The 22,938-nt window shown below is 61.4% G+C and carries 17 protein-coding genes and 1 riboswitch; of the genes, 6 read left to right on the forward strand and 11 right to left on the reverse strand.

Annotated elements, in window-relative coordinates; genetic code table 11:
* Positions 1–3 precede the first annotated feature (3 nt).
* Positions 4–969: a 4-hydroxy-3-methylbut-2-enyl diphosphate reductase gene (gene ispH, locus AB7951_RS07570; RefSeq protein ID WP_120292859.1), complete on the reverse strand. Its 966-nt coding sequence runs from the start codon at positions 967–969 to the stop codon at positions 4–6.
* 394 nt (positions 970–1,363) lie between these two features.
* On the opposite strand from ispH, the gene AB7951_RS07575 reads away from it, so the two are divergent.
* Positions 1,364–3,952: an MMPL family transporter gene (locus tag AB7951_RS07575; RefSeq protein ID WP_120292857.1), complete on the forward strand. Its 2,589-nt coding sequence runs from the start codon at positions 1,364–1,366 to the stop codon at positions 3,950–3,952.
* On the opposite strand, the gene AB7951_RS07580 is transcribed toward AB7951_RS07575, so the two are convergent.
* Positions 3,942–4,649: a DUF2147 domain-containing protein gene (locus AB7951_RS07580; RefSeq protein ID WP_120292855.1), complete on the reverse strand. Its 708-nt coding sequence runs from the start codon at positions 4,647–4,649 to the stop codon at positions 3,942–3,944. The two genes, AB7951_RS07575 and AB7951_RS07580, sit on opposite strands and share 11 nt — an antisense overlap.
* Before the next feature lie 99 nt (positions 4,650–4,748).
* Here AB7951_RS07580 and hpnO point away from each other — a divergent pair, with 99 nt between their 5' ends.
* Entirely contained in the window at positions 4,749–6,140 is a 1,392-nt protein-coding gene (gene hpnO / locus AB7951_RS07585; protein ID WP_089265067.1) for an aminobacteriohopanetriol synthase HpnO, read from the forward strand.
* Positions 6,141–6,143: 3 nt separating this feature from the next.
* Here the strand turns inward: hpnO and AB7951_RS07590 are convergent, their stop codons facing one another.
* The 5 genes from AB7951_RS07590 to AB7951_RS07610 all read right to left on the reverse strand — a co-directional run bounded on the left by AB7951_RS07590 (position 6,144) and on the right by AB7951_RS07610 (position 10,519).
* Positions 6,144–6,896, reverse strand: a complete 753-nt coding sequence (locus AB7951_RS07590) for an anti-sigma factor family protein (protein WP_120292853.1) — start codon at positions 6,894–6,896, stop codon at positions 6,144–6,146.
* Positions 6,893–7,450, reverse strand: coding sequence for a sigma-70 family RNA polymerase sigma factor (locus AB7951_RS07595; protein ID WP_120292909.1), 558 nt, complete (start codon positions 7,448–7,450; stop codon positions 6,893–6,895). The genes AB7951_RS07590 and AB7951_RS07595 overlap by 4 nt, the downstream gene beginning before the upstream one ends.
* Before the next feature lie 79 nt (positions 7,451–7,529).
* Positions 7,530–7,859 carry a cupredoxin domain-containing protein gene (locus AB7951_RS07600; protein WP_089265065.1) on the reverse strand — a complete coding sequence of 110 codons (330 nt, stop codon included), beginning with the start codon at positions 7,857–7,859 and terminating at the stop codon, positions 7,530–7,532.
* Positions 7,860–7,871: 12 nt separating this feature from the next.
* Positions 7,872–8,822, reverse strand: coding sequence for a metallophosphoesterase (locus tag AB7951_RS07605; protein ID WP_120292851.1), 951 nt, complete (start codon positions 8,820–8,822; stop codon positions 7,872–7,874).
* A 77-nt stretch (positions 8,823–8,899) separates the two neighbouring features.
* Positions 8,900–10,519, reverse strand: coding sequence for a GMC family oxidoreductase N-terminal domain-containing protein (locus AB7951_RS07610; RefSeq protein ID WP_120292849.1), 1,620 nt, complete (start codon positions 10,517–10,519; stop codon positions 8,900–8,902).
* A gap of 165 nt (positions 10,520–10,684) precedes the next feature.
* On the opposite strand from AB7951_RS07610, the gene AB7951_RS07615 reads away from it, so the two are divergent.
* Together AB7951_RS07615 and AB7951_RS07620 are read left to right on the forward strand one after the other, a co-directional pair.
* A complete protein-coding gene (locus AB7951_RS07615) occupies positions 10,685–11,857 on the forward strand; it encodes a M20 aminoacylase family protein (protein WP_120292847.1) in 1,173 nt (390 codons plus the stop codon).
* A 113-nt stretch (positions 11,858–11,970) separates the two neighbouring features.
* Entirely contained in the window at positions 11,971–12,468 is a 498-nt protein-coding gene (locus tag AB7951_RS07620; protein ID WP_068735876.1) for a YciE/YciF ferroxidase family protein, read from the forward strand.
* 40 nt (positions 12,469–12,508) lie between these two features.
* Here AB7951_RS07620 and gcvP read toward each other — a convergent pair whose 3' ends face one another.
* The 3 genes from gcvP to gcvT are packed head-to-tail and all read right to left on the reverse strand — an operon-like array spanning position 12,509 to position 16,959.
* On the reverse strand, positions 12,509–15,373 hold the full coding sequence (gcvP, locus tag AB7951_RS07625; protein ID WP_120292845.1) for an aminomethyl-transferring glycine dehydrogenase: 2,865 nt from the start codon (positions 15,371–15,373) through the stop codon (positions 12,509–12,511).
* A 60-nt stretch (positions 15,374–15,433) separates the two neighbouring features.
* Positions 15,434–15,799, reverse strand: a complete 366-nt coding sequence (gcvH, locus tag AB7951_RS07630; protein WP_120292843.1) for a glycine cleavage system protein GcvH — start codon at positions 15,797–15,799, stop codon at positions 15,434–15,436.
* 11 nt (positions 15,800–15,810) lie between these two features.
* On the reverse strand, positions 15,811–16,959 hold the full coding sequence (gcvT, locus tag AB7951_RS07635) for a glycine cleavage system aminomethyltransferase GcvT (RefSeq protein WP_120292841.1): 1,149 nt from the start codon (positions 16,957–16,959) through the stop codon (positions 15,811–15,813).
* Between the two features lie 141 nt (positions 16,960–17,100).
* Positions 17,101–17,194, reverse strand: a riboswitch (glycine riboswitch).
* A 272-nt stretch (positions 17,195–17,466) separates the two neighbouring features.
* Here gcvT and alaS point away from each other — a divergent pair.
* Both alaS and ybaL read left to right on the forward strand, forming a co-directional pair.
* Positions 17,467–20,148, forward strand: a complete 2,682-nt coding sequence (gene alaS / locus AB7951_RS07640) for an alanine--tRNA ligase (RefSeq protein WP_120292839.1) — start codon at positions 17,467–17,469, stop codon at positions 20,146–20,148.
* A 258-nt stretch (positions 20,149–20,406) separates the two neighbouring features.
* Positions 20,407–22,098 carry a YbaL family putative K(+) efflux transporter gene (ybaL, locus tag AB7951_RS07645; protein WP_120292837.1) on the forward strand — a complete coding sequence of 564 codons (1,692 nt, stop codon included), beginning with the start codon at positions 20,407–20,409 and terminating at the stop codon, positions 22,096–22,098.
* Between the two features lie 22 nt (positions 22,099–22,120).
* Here ybaL and AB7951_RS07650 read toward each other — a convergent pair whose 3' ends face one another.
* Positions 22,121–22,825, reverse strand: a complete 705-nt coding sequence (locus AB7951_RS07650) for an SDR family oxidoreductase (RefSeq protein WP_441255723.1) — start codon at positions 22,823–22,825, stop codon at positions 22,121–22,123.
* Positions 22,826–22,938 lie beyond the last annotated feature (113 nt).

Below are 22,938 nucleotides of genomic sequence, written 5' to 3' on the forward strand. Positions count from 1 at the left end.
GCATCACATCGTGACGAAGGTGGATCGAACCGCGGTCAGTTCGGCGGGTAGCTTGAATTCGATATTCTCTTCACGTCCGGGCAACACCGACACCGCAACCGGTCCGATCCGCCGTAAGGTCTCGATCACGTCATCTACAAGCACTTCTGGCGCGGATGCGCCAGCCGTGATGCCTACGGCACGCGCATCCTTCAACCAGGCGGGGTTGAGTTCGCTGCCATCGGCAATGAGGTAACTTGCGACACCGACTTCGGTGCCGATTTCGCGCAACCGGTTCGAGTTGGAACTGTTGGTCGCCCCGACGACCAGGATGACGTCTACAAGTTTGCTGAGGTCTCTTACCGCAGATTGGCGGTTTTGTGTTGCATAGCAGATATCGCGGGTATCGGGGCCCTCAATGTCACTGAAACGCTGTTCCAGGGCCAAAATGATGTCCTTGGTGTCATCCACGCTGAGGGTCGTCTGGGTGATATAGGCGACCGGTTCCTGCGGTGGCAGCGTCAGTGTCTTCACGTCCTCAACGCTCTGAACAAGGTAAACCGGGCCAGGTACCTGTCCCATGGTACCGTCGACCTCCGGATGACCTGCGTGGCCGATCAAGATGACCTTACGGCCTTTGGACATGTACCGCTTGCCCTGGTTGTGGACCTTGGTGACAAGCGGGCAAGTTGCATCCAAAACAGGCAGGCCACGGCTGGCCGCTTCTTCCTCGACGCTCCGGGCGACGCCGTGGGCGCTGAAGACAGTCATGGCATTCGGAGGCACTTCGGAGAGTTCCTCGACGAAAATGGCGCCCTTGGCCTTCAGACTCTCGACCACGTATTTGTTATGGACGATCTCATGGCGGACATAGACCGGCGCCCCGTAGCGCTCGAGAGCACGCTCGACGATCTCGATGGCACGCACGACGCCCGCGCAGAAGCCGCGCGGCTGAGCCAGAAAGATTTCAAGGGGACGACGATCAAGCACGTGGTACAAAGTCCATAATCGATTCCGGTATAATCCTTAATTCTGTACCACAATCAGGCACATATCCAGCCCAGCTGGATATTTGAGCCGTTCTGTGTGACAAAAATCACTCAGTATGCAATCACGAACCGAAAACGTGGTTTGCGACAACTGGCCGGGTTGCGGTAATATCTTGCGGTTGCGCCCCAAGAACCTGAAAACTCTCACTTGTTCGTCACTTTACGGCGCGACGAGGCGTCGCTAACACGGCCGTTGCTACGGTGATCAGCACGTTTTATGCCATCCCATCACATTGCTGAAAGCAAAGCGCATCCAATGCGAAAGTAATGGTTTGCGGAACACTCCTACGTGAACTGCATTCTTTGCGAGCCCTGCCCAAATAGAAAGAAAAAGCGTGCTGACAAGAGTTGTCGTCTCGATCGTGAACTTCTGCACCCGGTTTGCCCTGCCGGTGGTGCTCGCTTGTGTGCTTCTTTCGATTGGCGCGAGCTATTACACGGCGAAGAATTTCTCGATCAATACAGACATCAACAAGCTGATCTCGCCCAATCTCGATTGGCGTCAGCGCGACATTGCCTTCGACAAGGCCTTCGACCAGGAGCGTCTGATCATCGCGGTGGTTGAGGCGCCCACACCTGAATTCGCCAATGCCGCAGCCAATGCGATGGAAGCGAAGCTGGTGACCAACAAGACGGATTTCGACTCGGTTCGCCGATTGGATGGCGGAGCGTTCTTCGAGAAGAACGGCTTGCTGTTCCTGCCGACCAAGGAAGTTGCGCAACTGACGGGCCAGTTCCAGCAAGCTGCTCCCCTGATTGAAATCATGGCCGGCGATCCCAGTCTGCGCGGTCTCACCGGCGCGCTGGAGACCGGCCTTACCGGCATTCGCCGTGGGCAGCTTCAGCTTGACGCTGCAGCGCCGACCTTCAACGCCGTCTCGCAGACCATCGAGGACGTGCTGAAAAACGGCAAGGGCACCTTCTCATGGCGGGGGCTGGTCAGCGACAAGCCTCTGACGGATGGCGACAAGCGTGGCTTCATCGAAATCAAGCCTATCCTCGACTTCAACGCGCTTGAGCCCGGCAAGACCGCGACAGATGCGATCCGGCAGGCTGCCATCGACCTGAACATCGCTGGCGAATACGGCGCACGCGTGCGGTTGACCGGCCCGGTCCCCATCGCAAACGAGGAATTCTCCACCGTGCAGGATGGAGCCATCGTCAACGGGATCGGTACGGTTTTGATCGTGCTGGTCATCCTCTGGATGGCGCTGCACTCGGCCAAGATCATCGGCGCCGTCTTCGCAACTCTGTTCGTGGGCCTTGCCACAACGACCGCCGTCGGTCTCATGATGGTGGGTTCGCTGAACCTGCTGTCGATTGCATTTGCCGTGCTGTTTGTCGGCCTTGGCGTCGACTTCGGCATCCAGTTCAGCGTGCGTTACCGCTCCGAGCGCTACAAGAACGACAATCTACCGCTCGCTTTGACGAAGGCTGCCGAATATTGCGCAGTACCGCTGTCGCTCGCCGCTTTTGCAACGGCTGCCGGTTTTCTGTCGTTCCTTCCGACTGATTACAAGGGCGTGTCTGAACTCGGCAAGATCGCGGGCGCCGGCATGATGATCGCGTTCCTGACCAGCATTACCGTTCTGCCGGCACTGCTCGATCTCTTGAATCCCGCGGGCGAAAAGGAGCCCGTCGGTTATGCGTTCCTGGCGCCTGTCGACCGTTTCCTGGAAGAGAAGCGCTTCTGGATTATCGGCATCACATTGGCGCTCACGATCGCCGGTCTGCCATTGCTCTACTTCCTGAAGTTTGACTTCAATCCGATTAACCTGCGCAATCCGAATGTCGAGTCGATCGCGACTTTCCTCGATCTGCGCAAGGATCCGAACACCGGCGCCAATGCGGTCAACATCATGGCGCCAAACGAGGCCGCTGCGAAACAGGTCGAAGAACGTCTCTCCAAGGTCCCGGAAGTTGCTCGTACGATTTCGCTCGGCAGCTTCGTTCCTGAGGATCAGCCCGCCAAGCTGAAGGCGATTCAGGAAGGCGCGAAAATTCTCGAGCCGGCTTTGAATCCCGAGTCGATCGACAAGGCGCCGACCGATGCGGAAAACGTCACTTCTCTGAAGGATTCGGCGGCGAGCCTGCGCAAACTTGCAGGAACGCAGACCAGTCCCGGCGCCGTCGCCGCCAAGCGTCTGGCGGATGCATTGGCCAAGACCGCTGATGCTAGCCAGCCTGTGCGCGATCAAGTGCAGGCGACCTTTGTGGTGCCGCTCAAGCTCGCGCTGGGGCAGTTGCGTAATTTGATGCAGGCGAGCCCGATCAGTTTGCAGACCTTGCCAGCCGAATTGGTGAATTCGTGGAAGACCAAGGATGGCCAGATCCGCGTCGAGGCGCAGCCCAACGGCGATCCGAATGATAACGACACGTTGCGCAAGTTCGCCGACGCCGTGCTGAAGTCCGAGCCGCTTGCCGTCGGTGGTCCAATCTCGATCCTGAAGTCGGGCGACACCATTGTGACCGCCTTCATTCATGCGGGCATCTGGGCGCTGCTTTCGATCTCGTTGTTGCTATGGCTGGCTTTGCGGCGCATCAGCGACGTGTTGCTGACGATCGTTCCCTTGCTGGTGGCGGGAACGGTCACGCTGGAGATCTGTGTGCTGATCGGCTTGCCACTGAACTTCGCCAACATCATCGCGCTGCCGCTGCTGCTCGGCGTCGGCGTGGCGTTCAAGATCTACTATGTGACGGCCTGGCGGGCAGGCTACAAGAACTTGCTGCAGTCATCGCTGACACGCGCGATTTTCTTCAGCGCGCTGACGACTGCCACGGCGTTCGGTAGCCTGTGGCTGTCGAACCATCCGGGCACCGCGAGCATGGGTAAACTGCTCGCGATGTCCTTTGTCGTGACGCTGGCGGCCGTGCTGCTATTCCAGCCGGCTCTCATGGGTAAGCCGCGCGAGACTAGTGAGTGACCTTGTTGATTTCGGGCAGCAGGCAGATATCGCCGATATCGGCCGGCTGTCCCGGCACCGGCGCTGCAGCGGTTTTCTGACCGGCAGGAGCGGCGGCCTTGGGGGCGCCGGCAGCGGGAGCCGGTGCAGCCTTGGGTGCAGCAGAAGCCGTCGGAGTAGCCGCTGGGGCCATCTTGCCGCCGGTGGCAGCGCCCGCCTTGGGCAGGGCACCCTTGGCGGTGAGGTTCGAGGGGCTCGACGCAATCGACGGGCCTACGCGCGTCCAAGTCTGACCGCCGCACAGGAAACCAAGGACGCATCCTTCGATTTCAAGTTCGTCAGCAGTATCACCGAGCTTGATCGTCGATTTATAGAATTTTCCGTCCTTGGCATTGTAGACCTGACCCGCCCATTTGTCGTTTGCGGCATTCTTTTTCATGTCCAGCAATGTCACGATGCCCAAAGTGGGGCGCGCCTTCTTGGTGGCATCGGGATTGTTCTTGTCGATCCCGCCGGGGGTCTTTTCCCAGGCTACGGCCCCCCACATGCTGCCACCGCATTCAGCAACACGAATATGCGCGACGCCGTCCTCGACCTTCCAATCGCCGGTCGGATCAGCTGCAAATGCGGGAGCCAGCCCTGCCGAAAACAAGCCTGCCGAAAAAAGGATTCCGCAATATGTAAGAGTACGCGTAGTAATGCGTGGGCGCTGCAACATGTTTAGACCTATGCTTAAGTAGCGGTTCTCGGCGAAGTCAAATCGCCGCATTTACGGTTTTCAGTTGACGAAGCGACCATCAACCGACGTATGTAACTCATGGTATATCCGAATCTAGACGTTTCCGAGATGTTTGTTGAACGGGAGGCGCAGCGTAGCTCGATGCATACGCGCCATCTTAATGAACAGCTCGTTCGAGTCCTCAAGACCATCGGATATGACGTTGGCTTTCAGCGAGGCATCGGCCAGTATTTGTTCGACCGGGACGGCGCCCGTTATCTCGATCTACTGAGCGGATTTGGCGTTTTTGCGATTGGCCGGAACCATCCGGTGATGCGGAATGCGCTCAAAAGCGTGCTCGACGCCGACATGCCCAATTTGGTGCAAATGGATGTTTCCACACTCGCAGGTATCCTCTCAGAGAAGCTGCTGGAAAACGTCCCCTATATGGACAAGGTGTTTTTCGCGAACTCGGGCGCGGAAACCGTCGAGGCGGCGATCAAATTTGCTCGCAATGCGACCGGCCGCGATGGGATCGTATATTGCGATCACGCCTATCACGGACTGACCTATGGCGCGCTGTCGCTGACCGACGACACCAATTTCCGCACCGGCTTCGGCCCGCTGCTCTCGGGCTGCACCACGGTGCCATTCAACGACCTCGAAGCGCTGGAGAAGGCGCTGTCGTCCAAGCAGGTTGCCGGCTTCATCGTCGAACCGATCCAGGGCAAAGGTGTCAACCTGCCCACCGACGAATTCCTGTCGGGCGCCGCTGCGCTGTGCCGCAAATACGGCACGCTGTTCATCGCCGATGAAATCCAGACCGGCCTCGGACGCACCGGAAAATTTCTGGCGATCGAGCACTGGAATGTCGAACCCGACATGATCCTTCTCGCAAAGGCCTTGTCGGGAGGTCATGTTCCTGTTGGCGCGCTGCTGACGCGAAAAAGCATTTTCGACAAGATCTTCAACCGGATGGATCGCTCGCTGGTCCATGGTTCGACCTTCGGCAAGAACGATCTGGCGATGGCCGCCGGTATCGCCACGCTGGAAATCATGAAGCATGAGAAGCTGGTCGAGAACGCGGCCAAGCGCGGTGCCGAATTGCGGCTCGCTCTGCAGAACATGATTCCCGAATTCGAGCTTCTGAAGGAAGTGCGCGGCAAAGGTCTGATGATCGGTGTCGAATTCGGCCCGCCGAAGTCGCTGCGCCTCAAGGCATCGTGGAACATCCTGGAGTCGGCCAGCAAAGGCTTGTTTTGCCAGTTGATCACCGTGCCGCTGTTCAAGGAGCAGAAGATCCTGACCCAGGTCTCCGGCCACGGCAGTCACACCATCAAGCTGCTGCCGCCGCTGGTGGTCACCGAGGACGACGGCAAGTGGATCGAGAACTCGTTCCGTACCGTGATCGCCGATAGCCACAAGGTTCCTGGCGCGATCTGGTCGCTCGGCAAGACGCTGGTCGACAACGCCGTGCGGAAGTCAGCCTAGGTTTCAGCTCGCTCCCGTTGCAAGTTCGACTTTGCTGCCGAAATCAGCAAGTTCATCGGCGTTCAAATCGCTGACTGCCCAGTAGGTCAGGCCGCGCTCGCTCCAGTGGCGAATGTTGAAGCCCTGAACGGTCTCGATCCTGGCCATCCGTGATTCTGCATTTGTCGTCTGTGCAACGAACAGATTGATCACATGGGTGCGCCGCCGGTAGACGATGGCACCGATCGTTCGTCCATTGACATAATCAAGCCGCCCGCCGATGAGCGTGAAACCTTGCGCGGTGAGATCGACAACCGGCGGCGCCACGTCAAGCCGACCGTTGAACCAGGGCTTCACCGTGTGCTGATCGGTGGAGAGCACATCGGTGAGGTGTCCGGCCTGCAGCGCGCGCAGATGCGCCGACACCACCTCCGAAAGAATGCGCTGCTCGTCTTCATGGCGAAGTACGACGACGACGAGGCCGGTCGCAGCTAAAGCGGACAACACCGATCCCATCGCGAAGCCTTTCAGCACAGCGCGACGATTTGGCGTGTGAGCCTTGGGGAGCGCCGCCTCGATGCGCTGGCGTAGCTGTGGAGGCGCCGTAAAATGCAGATCGCTGGTGGCCATTGCGGATCGCATGTCGCGATAGGCGTTCAGTTGAGCAGCGCAGCGCTGGCACGTGGCAATGTGCGCCTCGACCTCACGGACATGCCCGGCGTCGAGCTCGTCATCGAGCAATGCGTGAAGAAGAATCTCGGCCTCGTCGCAGGTCATTTGTGCGGCTCCTCTTCAGCGATCCATGCGATCCGGAGCATCGCGCGTGCGCGGGCGAGGCGTGACATCACGGTGCCGATGGGTGCGCCGACGATGTCGGAAATCTCGCGATAAGACAGGCTTTGCATTTCTCGCAGCACGAGGATTTCCCTGAACGGCTCGGCAAGCGTGCTCACAAGACGTTGGATCGTCGTGGCATCGCGACGTCGAAGCAATTCGGCTTCCGGTGAAGCTTCTGCCTCATGCCAGAGCGGCGCCTGCGACGCTGCCTCGGCGATTTCGGCGATCGCGGTTGGTGAGTTCATGCGACGGGCGAACTCCGCATGGCAGATATTGCGCAGGATGGCGAACAGCCATGGTTTGATTGCAGGGCCACGATAGCTGTCGAAATGTTTCAGCGCGCGCAGATAGCATTCCTGGACGGCGTCTTCGGCGGCGTCGGCATCGCGCAGCAGATAGCGGGCCAGCGTATAGACGTCGTCGAGGCATGGCAGCGCGGCGTCGCGAAAACGGCGCGTCCTTTCGCCATCGTCGTCAGCTCTGTGCGCTGGCATCGACTTGTCCTTGCCGGCCGATGCCCGGCTGCCGGGTTTCCAGAGGCCGGGCATCGTTGTGATGCCTTGGTTTTGGCGGTTACTCAACCTTGATCATCCCCGTCATATGCGGATGCAGCGAGCAAAAATACGCGTAGTCACCTGGTGACGTGAACGTGAAGGAATAGCTGTCGTCAGTGTCGAGCGTTTTCGACCTGAATTTTCCGGCTGAGACCACGGCGTGCGGGATGTCGTCTCGGTTCTTCCAGGTGACGGTCGTGCCGACCTTGATAGTGAGCTGCGCCGGCTCGAAGGTGAAGTTGTCGATCATCACCGCGAGGTCTTCGCACCGCGCCGCTGTCATGCAAGCGGTCATGACGGCAAGAACGGCGACACGGATGCAGATGTTGCGTAAGGCGACGGATGTCATGTTGCGATGCCCTCAGCCTTGCAACGGGGTATCGATGATGGCGAGGCGTTCATCGCCGGGTTTGAAGATGATGCTGGCGATGCCCAGCAGGCCGCGTAATTTGTCGTCGGCCACCTTCATGGGGCCGGGTGAGGGCGCTGTCCCCGGTGCCGGTTGTGGAAACGCAGTAGAGCGTGCGGTGTGGAACGTGACGTTGCCTTCCACTTTCTGCATCACCTGATGGATATGGCCGTTCAGCACCGTGACCGAGCCGAAGCCCTTGAGGTAGTCCAGCGCACGTGCTCCGTCTTCGGTGCCCCATCCCCAGGTCGGATAGACCGTCCAGAGCGGGATGTGCGCAAACACCACGATAGGTGTCGATTTCGATCGGCCGCGAAGATCGTCTTCCAGCCACGCGAGTTGCTCGGCGCCGAGGTTTCCAAGTCCGCCGGCTTTGAGATCGACGACGTTCACAAGCCCGATGAAGTGTACGCCGCTTGCGTCGAAGGAATACCAGCCGGAGCCCTTGGTCCCACGTCCGTAGCGCTCGCGGTAGAGCTTGACCTCCTCGTCGATGAAATCATGTTCTCCCGGAACGTAATGCACATCGAGCCGCGCCTGCGAGATGATGCGGCCGGCATCGTCGAATTCGGAGGCCTTGGAGAGGTGGCTGATATCGCCGGTATGGATCATGAACGACGGCTTCACCGGCATGGCTTTGATCCGGCCGATGGCTTCCTCGAGCGTACCGATGGCGTTGGGATTGGCCGGCTTGTCGAAGCCGATATGACTGTCGCTGATCTGCAGGAAGGTCAGGCCGGTGGGCTCTGCCGCTTGTGCCGAATCAATCAGCCCAAGGGCGTGCGGAACGCCGCCGGCGATGCTCCAGAGCACACCGGTGCCAGCCCACGTCATGCATTCCAATACCTTTCGACGGCTAAGTCTCGGGTCGTCCTGGGAATGATCGTGATCGAATGCACTCATCGCCAATCTCCATCGCCCTGGATTGGGCTATGGGGACTGGATCGGAGATGGCGGATGTTTATTCCCGCGAAATGAGGTTATCGCGAATCCGTGATGATCATCGACGCTCCTTTTTCCGCGATCATCGCGGTCGGCGTGTTTGTATTGCCCGACGTGATCGTCGGCATCACCGAGGCGTCCACGACGCGCAATCCGGAGATCCCGTAAAAGCGCAGCCGCTCGTCCACCACGGCCATCGGGTCCGAGGCTGTGCCCATCTTCGCGGTCCCGACAGGATGGAAGATGGTGGTGCCGATATCGCCGGCGGCCTTGGCCAGCGATGCCGCATCGTCGCCAACCGATGGCCCCGGCAGATATTCTTCGGGACGATAAGGCGCCAGCGCGCTTTGCTTCATCAGTCTGCGCGTCACGCGGATCGCATCGGCAGCAACCTGACGGTCGTCGTCTGTCGAGAGGTAGTGGGGAGCAATTGCCGGTGCGTCATCGGGCTTCGTCGAGCGCAGCTTGATTTCGCCGCGCGATGTGGGCTGCAGATTGCAGGCAGCAATGGTGATCGCCGGAAAGCGATGCAGTGGATCGCCGAATTTGTCGAGCGAGAGCGGCTGCACGTGAAACTGGATGTTGGCGCGTTCGCGATGGGCATCGGAGCGCGTGAAGATGCCAAGCTGCGATGGCGCCATGGTGAGCGGCCCGCGGCGGCGAAGCGCGTAATCGACGCCCATCCAGCCACGGCGGAACAGATTGTAGTAGGTCTCGTTCAGCGTGCGCACGCCGGAGACCTTGTAAATCGCGCGCTGCTGCAGGTGGTCTTGCAGGTTACGACCGACGCCCTGACGATCGAGTGTGATGTCGACACCAGCGGCGGACAGCCACTCCGCGGGCCCGATGCCGGAGCGCTGCAACAGATGCGGTGAGCCAACCGCGCCAGCACACAGGACGACTTCACCCCTGGCGCGTGCCTCGATCTCTTGGCCGTTCTGGGTGAAGCGTACGCCGACGGCGCGGCCGTTTTCGACGATCAGGCGATCGACCATCACTTTGGTTTCGAGCCACAGGTTCGGGCGGTTCAATGCCGGCTTGAGGAAGCCGCGGGCCGATGACCAGCGCCGACCGCGCTTCTGGTTGACGTGAAAATAGCCGATGCCTTCATTGTCGCCGGTGTTGAAATCGGCGGTCTTGCGAATGCCCATTTCGGCCGCTGCATCGCCGACGGCGTCGAGTACTTTCCAGGACAACCGTGGTTCTTCGATGCGCCAGCCGCCGCCTGCGCCGTGATGTTCGCTGGCGCCGAGGAAATGATCTTCCAATGTCTTGAACGCCGGGAGCACATCGTCATAGCCCCAGCCATTGAGGCCGAGCTGTCGCCAGTGATCGTAGTCGGCGGCCTGGCCGCGCATCGAGATCATGGCATTGATCGCGGAGGAGCCACCGATCACCTTGCCACGCGGATAGGCCAGCGCGCGGCCATTGAGGCCGGGCTCCGGCTCGGTGCGAAACATCCAGTCGGAGCGGGGATTGCCGATGGCAAAGAGGTAGCCCACCGGAATGTGAAACCAGATCCAGTTGTCGTTGCCGCCGGCCTCCAGGATGAGGACGCGCTTGCTGGGATCTGCCGAAAGGCGATTGGCGACGATGCAACCGGCGGTACCTGCACCAACCACGATATAGTCAAAATCACCCTCGAGCCGTGTCGTCATCGTTTCCCTGCCGCATCCGTTCCACGGTCTTATTTGCCGTGCCGAAAGGGATTAGCGAGGCCGCGGGCGTCTGTACAGCGTGTGATGGGACCGGTGGGGTGGGCCGTTGGCACGCAACATGCTAGACAAGGATATCGCCGTTCCACCGCATCGAGACCCTGACCCATGCCCATCATCAATCGTGTCGCCGATCTGCAACCGGAAATCATGGCCTGGCGCCGTGACCTGCATGCCCATCCAGAGCTGATGTATGACGTGCACCGGACCGCGGGCTTCGTGGCGGAGCGGTTGAAGGAGTTCGGTTGCGACGAAGTTGTGACGGGCCTGGGACGAACGGGTGTCGTTGGCGTCATCAGGGGCCGCAAGCCGGCTTCGGGCGAGCACAAGGTGATCGGGCTGCGCGCCGACATGGACGCGTTGCCGATCGAGGAAGAGACCAATCTGCCTTACGCCTCGAAGACCCCCGGCAAGATGCATGCCTGCGGTCACGATGGCCACACGTCCATGCTGCTGGGCGCGGCGCAATATCTCGCCGAAACACGCAATTTCGCGGGCGATGCCGTCGTCATATTCCAGCCGGCCGAAGAGGGCGGTGCGGGTGCGGCGGCGATGATCAAGGACGGCCTGATGGACCGTTTCAAGATCGATCAGGTCTATGGCATGCACAACAATCCCGGCATGCCGGTCGGCTCCTTCGCGCTGCGTCCGGGTCCGATCATGGCGGCGATGGACCGCATCTCAATCCAGATCGAGGGCAAGGGCGGCCATGCCGCCTATCCGCACAAGACCATCGATTCCGTGCTGGTCGGCTCGCAGCTCGTGATGGCGCTGCAGACGATCGTTTCCCGTACCGTCAATCCCCTGGAATCCGCGGTGCTGTCGATCTGTGAATTCCATGCCGGGCATGCCAGCAATGTCATCCCGGCGACCGCTGAACTGCGCGGCACCGTGCGAACGTTGAACGCCGAAGTGCGCGATCTCATGGAGAAGCGCATGAACGAGGTGGTCAACGGCGTCGCGCTGCAGACCGGCGCGAAGATCGTGCTCGACTATGACCGCGGCTATCCCGTGGTGGTCAACCACCGCGCCGAGACCGACATGGCGGTGCGGGTCGCCAGCGAAATCTCCGGGGCTGAGAGGGTCAATATCGACATGCCGCCGGTGATGGGCGCCGAAGACTTCGCCTATATGCTGGAAGCGCGCCCCGGCGCCTTCATCTTCTGCGGAAACGGTGACAGCGCCGGGCTGCACCACCCCGCCTATAATTTCAACGACGACGCCATCGTCTACGGCACGTCCTATTGGGTGAAGCTGGTGGAGACCACGCTGGCGGCCTGACAGCGGGCGTCCACGCAATGATTTTTAATAGTTGCGTCACAACCTCAGGAACAAGACACAACAGGTGACGTTGAGCCGCGGGAAACAACCCCTGGCTTAACGGAGTGCGCGTCATGGCGACCAAAGACAAAGACCTCAACGATCTCTTTCTCGATACGCTCAAGGATATCTACTTCGCCGAGAAGCAGATCCTGAAAGCCCTGCCGAAGATGGCCAAGGCCGCAACCTCGGACAAACTGCGCGCCGCTTTCGAAAAGCACCACGACGAAACCGAAGGTCAGGTCGAGCGGCTGGAACAGATCTTCGAACTGCTCGACAAGCCCGCCCGCGGCAAGACCTGCGATGCCATCATGGGTATCCTCGACGAAGGCAAGGAGATCATGGACGAGTACAAGGGCACGAGTTCGCTCGATGCTGGCCTGCTTGCTGCGGCACAGGCTGTCGAACACTATGAGATCTCGCGCTATGGCACCTTGAAGGCCTGGGCCACGGAACTCGGCATGAAGGACGCGGTGCGGCTGCTCGACGAGACGCTCAATCAGGAAAAGAAGACCGATGAGTCATTGTCGGTGCTGGCGAAATCGGCAGTCAATCTGGCTGCTGCGGCGTAATTGAAAAGCGCCACCCGCACATTGCGGGTGGCGCTTTATTTTACTCTGCCGCCTGTGCGTAGTCTTCCATCGGCGGACACGAACAGACGAGGTTGCGGTCGCCATAGACGTTGTCGACGCGGCCGACCGGGCACCAGTATTTATCGGAGCGCGAGGTCCCAGCCGGGAAGCAGCCTTCGGCGCGGGTATAAGCGCGCTTCCAGTCGTCATCCGCGATATCGTGCACTGTATGCGGTGCATGACGCAGCGGCGACGCCTCGACGTTCCAGCGGCCACTCTCGATATCCGCGATCTCCTTGCGGATCGCGATCATCGCCTCACAGAACCGATCGAGTTCGAGTTTCGATTCCGATTCCGTCGGCTCGATCATCAGCGTTCCCACGACAGGAAAGCTCATGGTCGGCGCGTGGAAACCGTAGTCGATCAGGCGCTTGGCGATGTCGTCGACGGTGACGCCGGCGGACGTCTTGAATGCGCGCGGATCGATGATGCATTCATGCGCCACGCGTCCCTTTTCGTTGCGATACAACACCGGGAAATGCGGATGCAGCCGTGTGGCAATGTAGTTCGCATTGAGGATCGCAAGCTCGGTGGCCGAGGTGAGACCCGCGCCGCCCATCATCAGGATGTAAATGTAGGAGATGGTCAGGATCGACGCCGAACCGTAGGGCGCGGCCGACACCGGCCCCACCGGCACATCGCCGTTGGCCGAGGGATGACCGGGCAAATAGGGCGCCAGATGCGCCTTGACGCCGATCGGGCCCATGCCGGGGCCGCCGCCGCCGTGCGGAATACAGAACGTCTTGTGCAGGTTGAGATGACTGACGTCCGCGCCGTAATCACCCGGACGCGACAGGCCGACCTGCGCATTCAGGTTGGCGCCGTCGAGATAGACCTGACCGCCATTGGCATGAACAATCTCGCAGATCTCGCGGATATGTTCCTCGAACACGCCGTGGGTCGACGGATAGGTGATCATGATCGCGGCGAGATTGGCGGCATGCTTCTCCGCCTTGACGCGAAGGTCGTTGACGTCCACGTCACCGCGCTTGTCGCAGGCGACGACAACCACATCCATATTGACCATGCTGGCCGAGGCAGGATTGGTGCCGTGTGCCGATGACGGGATCAGGCAGATATTGCGATGGCTGTCGCCGCGCGCCGCGTGATAGGCGCGGATCGCGAGCAGGCCGGCATATTCGCCCTGCGCGCCGGAATTGGGCTGCAGCGATACAGCGTCGTAGCCGGTGATGTCGCATAGCCACTTTTCCAGTGTCGCGAAAAGCTGGTGATACCCGGCGGCCTGTTCACGGGGCACGAATGGATGGAGCGAGCCCCAGGCGGGCCAGGTCAATGGCATCATCTCGGTGGTGGCGTTCAGCTTCATGGTGCAGGAGCCGAGCGGGATCATCGCGCGGTCGAGCGCCAGGTCGCGGTCCGAGAGCTTCCGCATATAACGGAGGAGTTCGGTCTCGGAGCGATGGCTGTGGAAGACGGGATGCGTGAGGAAGGGCGAGTTGCGCTTCAGCGAGGCGGGCAAGGCATCGCTGACGCCGTGCTCGATGTCGGAATAGCCGAGCTTGCCGCCGAAGGCGCGCCAGATGGCTTCCACAGTCTCCGGCGTCGTGGTCTCGTCCAGCGCGATGCCGATGGTGCCGTCACCGATGCGCAGGTTGATCTTCTCGGCCTGCGCAGCAGAGATGATACCGTCGCGCTTGTCGCCGACGGTCACGGTCAGCGTATCGAAGAACGCTTCGCTCTCCGGCGCGAAACCGAGCTTCTTCAGGCCGGCGGCCAGCACCAGTGTGCGGCGATGGACCGTGCGGGCGATGTGCTTGAGACCTTCGGGGCCGTGATAGACCGCATACATCGAGGCGATGACGGCGAGCAGCACCTGCGCGGTGCAGATATTCGACGTCGCCTTCTCGCGGCGGATATGTTGTTCGCGGGTCTGCAACGCCAGACGATAAGCGGGCTCGCCGCGGGAATCGATGGAGAGGCCGACGAGACGGCCCGGGATCGAGCGCTTGATCGCGTCGCGCACCGACATGTAGCCGGCATGTGGACCGCCGTATCCCATCGGCACGCCGAAGCGCTGCGCCGAGCCGATCGCGATGTCTGCGCCGAGTTCGCCCGGCGAGGCCAAAAGCGTCAGCGCCAGCAGGTCGGCGGCGACGATGGCAAGCGCGCCCTTCGCTTTAAGCGCCGTGATGGCCGGCTTGAAATCGCGCACGATGCCCGTGGTGCCAGGATATTGCAGGATCGCGCCGAACACATCGGCTTTGTCGAGGTCAGTGAGCGGATTGCCGATCTGAAGCTTCCAGCCGAGCGGCTCGGCGCGGGTGCGCAGCACCGCGAGGGTCTGCGGATGAACTTCATGATCGACGAAGAAGGTTTTGGTCTGAACGTTTGAGGCGCGCTCGGCCAGCGCCATGGCTTCCGCTGCGGCGGTGGCCTCATCGAGCAGCGACGCATTGGCGACGTCGAGACCGGTGAGATCGCAGATCATGGTCTGGAAATTGAACAGCGCCTCGAGTCGGCCCTGACTGATCTCCGGCTGATACGGTGTATAGGCCGTGTACCAGGCCGGGTTCTCCAGGATGTTGCGCTGGATCACCGTCGGCAGGACCGTGCCGGAATAGCCCTGGCCGATCAGCGATGTGAACACCGCGTTCTTGGCCGCCATCTCGGTCATATGCGCCAGCGCCTCGGTTTCGCTGAGCGCGCGGCCGAGATCGAGCGGCGTTTTCTGGCGAATTGAGGCAGGGAGCGTTTCTCCCATCAGTGTGGACAGGCTTTTCGCGCCGACCGTTTCAAGCATCACACGAATATCGGCTTGCGAAGGGCCGATATGGCGGCGGACGAAATCGGTGGCGACGTCGCCGGAAGATTTGTTCAGGGTCATCGGTTGTTCCTCGAACGAATTTCAGAAGTCGTCATGCCCGGTATTCGCCGGGCATGACGACTAGGCGGTGTGGGCTTTGTAGGCGTCCGCGTCCATCAGGCCTTCGAGCTCGCTCTTGTCGGCGAGTTTGATCTTGAAGAACCATGCCTTGCTGTCGGCATCGGAATTCACCAGCGCAGGCTCGGCGGCGAGCGCGTCATTGATCTCGACGACTTCGCCGGTGATCGGCGCATAGACGTCGGAGGCAGCCTTGACCGATTCGACCACGGCGGCGGCTTCGGCCTTCTTCAGTGCGCGGCCGACTTTGGGCAGTTCGACGAACACGACATCGCCAAGCTGTGACTGCGCGTAGTCGGTGATGCCGACGGTGACGACGTCGCCGTCGATCGCGAGCCATTCGTGGTCTTCGGTGTACAGGGTGGTCATGGGGCAGTTCCTCAACGCTTGTAGCTGTGGGGGACGAAGGGCATGGGTGACACTTTCATCGGCATCCGCTGGCCGCGAAGCTCGGCATAGACGGTGGTGCCGTCGGCTGCCTGCGCGCTGGGCAGATAGCCCATTGCAATTGGCGCGCCGAGACTGGGGCCGAAGCCGCCCGAGGTGACGGTGCCGATCGATTCGGTGGAGGTCGCATCCGCGAACAGCAGCACACCTTCGCGCACTGGCGCGCGGCCTTCCGGCAGCAGACCGATGCGCTTGCGCGGTGCGCCGCCATCGAGCTGCGCCAGGATATTGTCGCTGCCGAGAAAACCGCCGGCGCGGGCGCCGCCGGTCCGGCGGCTCTTCTGGATCGACCAGTTCAACCCGCCTTCGATGGGCGTGGTCGTCGTGTCGATGTCATGGCCGTAGAGGCAAAGCCCGGCTTCGAGACGCAGGCTGTCGCGGGCGCCGAGGCCGATCGGCAGCACGTCGGGATGGTCGAGCAGGGCAGAGGTCAGCGCTTCGGCCTGATCGTTCGGGATCGAGATCTCGTAGCCGTCTTCGCCGGTGTAGCCGGAGCGCGAGACGAAACAGGCAATGCCGTTCACCTGATGCGGACCCGCATCCATGAACTTCATCGCCGGTGCCTCAGGGCAGAACTTTGCCAGCACGTCCGCGGCCTTCGGACCCTGCAGCGCGATCAGCGCACGTTCGGGCAGGGTCTCGATGATGAAGGTGTCGGAGAGATGCGCGCGCAGATGCGCCTCGTCTTCATCCTTGCAGGCAGCGTTCACCACCAGAAACAGGTGATCGCCGAAATTCGCCACCATCAGGTCGTCGAGAATGCCGCCGGCCTCATTGGTGAACTGGGCATAACGCTGACGCCCCGGTGCCAGCGCCAGAATGTCCATCGGCACCAGCTTCTCGAGCGCCAGGGCCGCATCTTCGAGTTTACCGGACTTCGCCCGCAAGGTGAGCTGGCCCATATGGGAAACATCGAACAGTCCCGCGGCCGCGCGGGTGTGGAGATGCTCCTTCAGCACGCCGGTGGCGAATTGCACCGGCATGTCATAGCCGGCGAAGGGCACCATCTTGCCGCCACGGGCGACGTGGAGGGCGTGCAGCGGCGTTTGTTTCAAAATTGAGGGTTTATCGGTCGCTAGCATGGTGACGGGTCCTCGCGGTTCCCCGGGACCATTCCCGGAGTGCCTGTACGAGCCCCATCTGTCGCTGTGCCTGAGAGTATTATCCCGTCGGCGGACGCCATCGGCCCGTTCGGGCTCAAAGGCATCTCTTTCCAGATGCTAACCTGTCACACGGTCCTTTTGCCTGAGAGTTTCCGGGGCGGTTGCTCCTTCGGCGCCGGCCCAAACGGGGCCGGTCTCTCCCGACGTGACGTCTTTCAACGCCGGCACAAGAGCATGCGTTCCCTGAATCTGTCAACGCGGTTCCGGCACCTATCAACGGCCCTGTGCTGCTGCGGCAAGCCCCTGATCCGCTTGAATGATCCCTTGTCATCCCCTTGCACAGTTTCTGGACAGGCCTAGTGCCGCCGGTCTAAAAGCAACCGGTTGTGGCATTGGCCGGCGGCAAATCTTCAAACAATTTGGCCGTGGGCGATTTTTAGGCGCCAAGTATTGAACGTAACAAGTCTTGGGCGCAATGGGACTGATATGAGCGGCGTTAACGAGATCAGGTCGGCATTTCTGAATTACTTCGCGGCGAATGGTCACGACATCGTGTCGTCGTCGCCGCTGGTGCCGCGCAACGACCCCACGCTGATGTTTACCAATGCCGGCATGGTGCAGTTCAAGAACGTTTTTACCGGCGTGGAGAAGCGGCCTTACCAGCGCGCAACGACGTCGCAGAAATGCGTCCGTGCCGGCGGCAAGCATAACGATCTCGACAATGTCGGCTATACCGCGCGCCATCACACCTTCTTCGAGATGCTCGGCAACTTCTCGTTTGGCGACTATTTCAAGGAACGTGCGATCGAGCTCGCCTGGAACCTGATCACCAAGGAGTACGGCCTCGCCAAGGACCGCCTGCTGGTCACCGTCTATTCCGAGGACGATGAAGCCTTCGCGCTGTGGAAGAAGATCGGCCTGCCGGATTCCAAGATCATCCGCATCCCGACCTCGGACAATTTCTGGCAGATGGGCGATACCGGCCCGTGCGGTCCGTGTTCGGAAATCTTCTTCGACCATGGCGACAAGATTCCCGGCGGCCCTCCCGGCTCGCCCGATGAAGACGGCGACCGCTTCATCGAGATCTGGAATCTGGTGTTCATGCAGTTCGACCAGCTTGCGCCGGGCAACCGCATCTCGCTGCCGAAGCCGTCAATCGACACTGGCATGGGCCTCGAGCGCATCGCTGCGGTGCTGCAGGGCAAGCACGACAATTACGACATCGACCTATTCGTCGCACTGATCCGCGCCATCGCCGATCTCACCGGGGCCGATCCGCAGGGCCCGATGAAGGCCTCGCTGCGCGTCATCGCCGACCATCTGCGCGCCTCGTCATTCCTGATTGCCGATGGCGTGCTGCCGTCGAATGAAGGCCGCGGCTATGTGCTGCGCCGGATCATGCGCCGCGCCATGCGTCACGGCCAGTTGCTCGGCGCCAAGGAGCCGCTGATGTGGCGCCTGGTGTGGGCGCTGGTGCGCGAGATGGGCCAGGCCTATCCGGAGCTGGTGCGCGCCGAGAGCCTGATCGAGGAAACGCTGCGGCTCGAAGAGACGCGCTTCCGCAAGACGCTGGATCGTGGTCTCGGCATTCTCGACGACAAGAGCGCGTCGCTGAAGAAGGGCGACATGTTCGACGGCGAGACCGCGTTCACGCTGTACGACACCTACGGTTTCCCGCTCGATCTGACCCAGGATGCGCTGCGCAACCGCGGCATCTCGGTCGATATCGCGTCCTTCACCGATGCGATGGAGAAGCAGAAACAGAAGGCCCGCGCGTCGCGCTTTTCCTCCGGCGAGACCGCGACCGAAGCGATCTGGTTCGAGTTGCGTGAAAAACTCGGTGCGACGGAATTTCTCGGCTACGAGACCGAGTCTGCGGAAGGTGCGGTTACGGCACTGGTGAAGGATGGCAAGGAAGTCGACAGCCTCAAGGCAGGTGACACCGGCGCCATCGTTCTCAACCAGACGCCGTTCTATGCAGAGTCCGGTGGCCAGGTCGGCGACACTGGTGTGATTACCGGCGAGGGCGTGACCTTCCGTGTCACAGAAACCCAGAAGCGCGCAGGCGATCTGTTCGTGCATGTCGGCACGCTCGAGCAGGGCACGCTGAAAGTCGGCGCTGCGCTGGCGCTCGACGTCGATCACACCCGTCGCTCGTCGATTCGCGCCAATCACTCGGCGACGCATCTGCTGCATGAAGCGCTGCGTCAGGTGCTCGGCGATCACATCGCGCAGCGCGGCTCGCTCGTGGCGCCGGACCGGCTGCGTTTCGATTTCGTGCATCAGAAGCCGATCACGGCCGACGAGCTCCGCCGGGTCGAGGACATCGCCAACAATGTGGTGTTGGAAAACGATGCCGTCACCACGCGGCTAATGGCAGTGGACGATGCCCGCGAAGCTGGGGCCCGCGCGCTGTTCGGCGAGAAATACGGCGACGAGGTCCGCGTCGTCTCCATGGGCAAGATGCCCCGCGATAGCGGCAGCAACGCGCTCGGCTGGTCGGTCGAACTCTGCGGCGGCACCCATGTGAAGCGCACCGGCGACATCGGCATGATCTCGGTCACCGGCGAAAGCGCAGTGTCTTCCGGCGTGCGCCGCATCGAGGCGCTGACCGGTAATCATGCGCGTCATCACGCCAACGAGACGATGCAGCTCGCCAAGACCGCTGCGAACGAGCTCCGGACGACGCTCGACGACATGCCGGCGCGCATCGCTGCGCTGATGGACGAGCGCAAGAAGCTGGAGCGTGAGCTCTCCGAGGCGAAGAAGACCATCGCCATGGGCGGCGGTGCTGGTGCTGGTGCATCGGCCGCCGGTGGCGCGGCTGCAGACGTCAAGACGGTTGGTGACGTCAAGCTGATGGCCAAGAGCGTCTCGGGCATCGAGATGAAGGATCTCAAGAGCCTCGCCGATGCCGGCAAGAAGCAGCTCGGCTCCGGCGTGGTCGCGATCATCAATATCGGTGAAGACGGCAAGGCCGGCGTCGTGGTCGGCGTCACCGAGGATCTGACCAAGCGCTTCAGCGCTGTCGATCTGGTGAAGCTCGCCTCTGAAGCCTTGGGCGGCAAAGGCGGCGGTGGGCGGGCGGACATGGCGCAGGCCGGTGGTCCGGACGGCGCCAAGGCCGATGCTGCGCTGGCGGCGATCGAAGCGGCGATCGGCAACTAATCTCGTCATTCCGGTCTCGCGAACGCCGCCAGGCGGGCGCGAACCCGGAATCCCGTAGTGTTTTACTATGTCGAGATTCCCCGCCATTCCAACTGGAATGGCTGAGGTTCACGCTCTCAGCTTCGCTGAGATCGCGCCCCGGAATGGCAGTGTGGGTCACACAACCCCATCTCGCGATGACGTGACCGCTCGCGCCTGCGACCATGAGTAGCCCTCGTTAAGGGTGGCATCCCACGCACCCATGCGGCAAAAAGTGGCATGGAGCATAACACCCCGCTGATTTCCACCGTCGTCGTCGGCCTCGTACTGGCATTCATCCTCGGCCTGATCGCACAGCGCATTCGCGTGTCGCCGCTGGTCGGCTATCTGCTCGCCGGCGTCTTCATGGGCCCATTTACGCCCGGCTATGTGGCGGACCAGAATATCGCCAATGAACTCGCGGAGATCGGCATTATCTTGCTGATGTTTGGCGTCGGCCTGCATTTCTCGCTGAAGGATTTGCTGTCGGTCAAGAATATCGCGATCCCCGGGGCCATCGTGCAGATCGCCGTGGCTACCCTGCTCGGCATCGGTCTTGGCGAGGCGCTCGGCTGGTCGTTCGGTGGCGGCCTTGTGTTCGGCCTCGCGCTGTCGGTGGCTTCGACGGTGGTGCTGCTTCGCGCGCTGCAGGAACGACGCCTGGTGGACAGCGAACGCGGCCGCATCGCCATCGGTTGGCTGATCGTCGAGGATCTCGCAATGGTGCTGACGCTGGTGCTGCTGCCAGCGATCGCAGGGCTGCTCAAGGGCGAGGGCAATGGTGCCAGCATGTCAGCACTTGCAATGCCGGTGCTGATCACGCTCGGCAAGGTCGCGGGCTTCGTGATCTTCATGCTGGTGGTCGGTCGCCGCGTCATTCCGATGCTGCTGCACTATGTGGCGCATACCGGTTCGCGCGAACTGTTTCGTCTCGCGGTGTTCGCCATCTCGCTTGGGGTCGCCTTCGGCGCAGCCCTCATATTCGACGTGTCATTCGCGCTCGGTGCGTTCTTTGCGGGCATGATCCTCAGCGAGTCCGAACTCAGCCAGCGCGCTGCCAACGAGACGTTGCCATTGCGGGATGCGTTCGCGGTGTTGTTCTTCGTCTCGGTCGGCATGCTGGTCGATCCGGCGATCATCCTGCGCGAACCGCTGCCGCTGCTCGCCACAGTGTTCATCATCCTGTTTGGCAAGTCGGCGGCTGCCTTCGGCATCGTCCGGCTGTTCGGCTATCCGACCTCGACGGCGCTGACGATCTCCGCCTCGCTGGCGCAGATCGGCGAATTCTCCTTCATTCTCGTCAGCCTTGGCGTGGGCCTCGGCCTGCTGCCCGATCGCGGCCGCGATCTCGTGCTCGCCGGCGCGATTATCTCGATCATGCTCAACCCGCTGTTCTTCGCATTGCTCGATCGCCTACTGGCCGATAAGGACGCGAAAGCGGCGGCAGCGAGTGAAGCGGCCGCTGCGGACAGCAAGGAGAAAGCGGTCACGCGCGTCCCGTTGCCGGAGACGCAACTCAAGGATCACGTCGTGCTGGTCGGCCATGGTCGTGTCGGCAGCGTAGTCAGCAGGGCGCTGCGCTTGAACAACACGCCGCTGCTGGTGATCGAGGACACGCCGGGCGTCGTCGAGCGTCTGCAGAAGGAAGGTGTTGAGGTCGTCACCGGCAATGCCGCGGCGCCGGACATGTTGCAGGCTGCAAATGTGATGGGCGCCAGGGGATTGCTCGTCGCCATCCCGGACGCCTTCGAAGGTGGCCAGATCGTCGCCAAGGCGCGTGCGCTCAACCCTACGCTTCCGATCATCGCCCGCGCCCATTCCGAAGAAGAGATCGCGCATCTCAAGCATCACGGCGCCAATGTCGTGATCATGGGCGAGCAGGAAATCGCCAAGGCGATGCTGCTGCAGATCGGCACGACGGCGGCCGTTTAGTCGCGCCGTTGCGATCAGGTCATCACACCGACCGCGTCATGCCGCCATCGACGCGAATGTTCTGGCCGGTGATATAGCCAGCGCCATCCGATGCGAGGAATGCGACCGTGGCTGCGATCTCGTCGCTCTTGCCATAGCGTTGCATCGGGACGCTCTGGCGCCGCTGTTCAGTGGCGGGCAGGCTGTCGATCCAGCCGGGCAGCACATTGTTCATCCGTACATTATCGGCGGCAAAACTATCCGCGAACAATTTTGTGTAAGAGGCGAGACCGGCGCGGAACACGGCGGAAGTCGGAAACATCGCTGAGGGCTCGAATGCCCATGCGGTGGAGATATTGATGATCGCACCGGATTTTTGCTTCTGCATGATCGGCGTCACCAGTCGCGTTGGCCGGATCACGTTCATAAGATAGACATCCATGCCGGTGTGCCACTGCTCGTCGGTGATATCGAGCAGCGGCGCACGCGGGCCATGACCGGCGCTGTTTACCAGCGCGTCGATCCGGCCCCATTTCTCCAGCGTGCCATCCACCAGTCGCTTCAAATCGTCGCTCGACTGGTTGGAGCCGGTGACGCCAATGCCGCCGAGCTCTTGCGCGAGCGCTTCACCTTTGCCGGACGACGACAGGATCGCAACCTTGAAGCCGTCGGCGGCAAGGCGGCGCGCCGATGCGGCGCCCATGCCGCTTCCACCGGCCGTGATGATGGCGACTTTGCTAGATGACATGAGGCGGTCTCCCTGAATGTTTTTCTGGTCTTCTTGCTTTAGTGGCAAATCGTCCGCCGTAGAAACGCAAAGCCCAGTGCCTGGCTCTGTGCCTGCTTGGTATTCTCCACCGC

The organism is Tardiphaga sp. 285_C5_N1_2 (assembly GCF_052076065.1).
Classification (GTDB): Bacteria; Pseudomonadota; Alphaproteobacteria; order Rhizobiales; family Xanthobacteraceae; genus Tardiphaga; species Tardiphaga robiniae.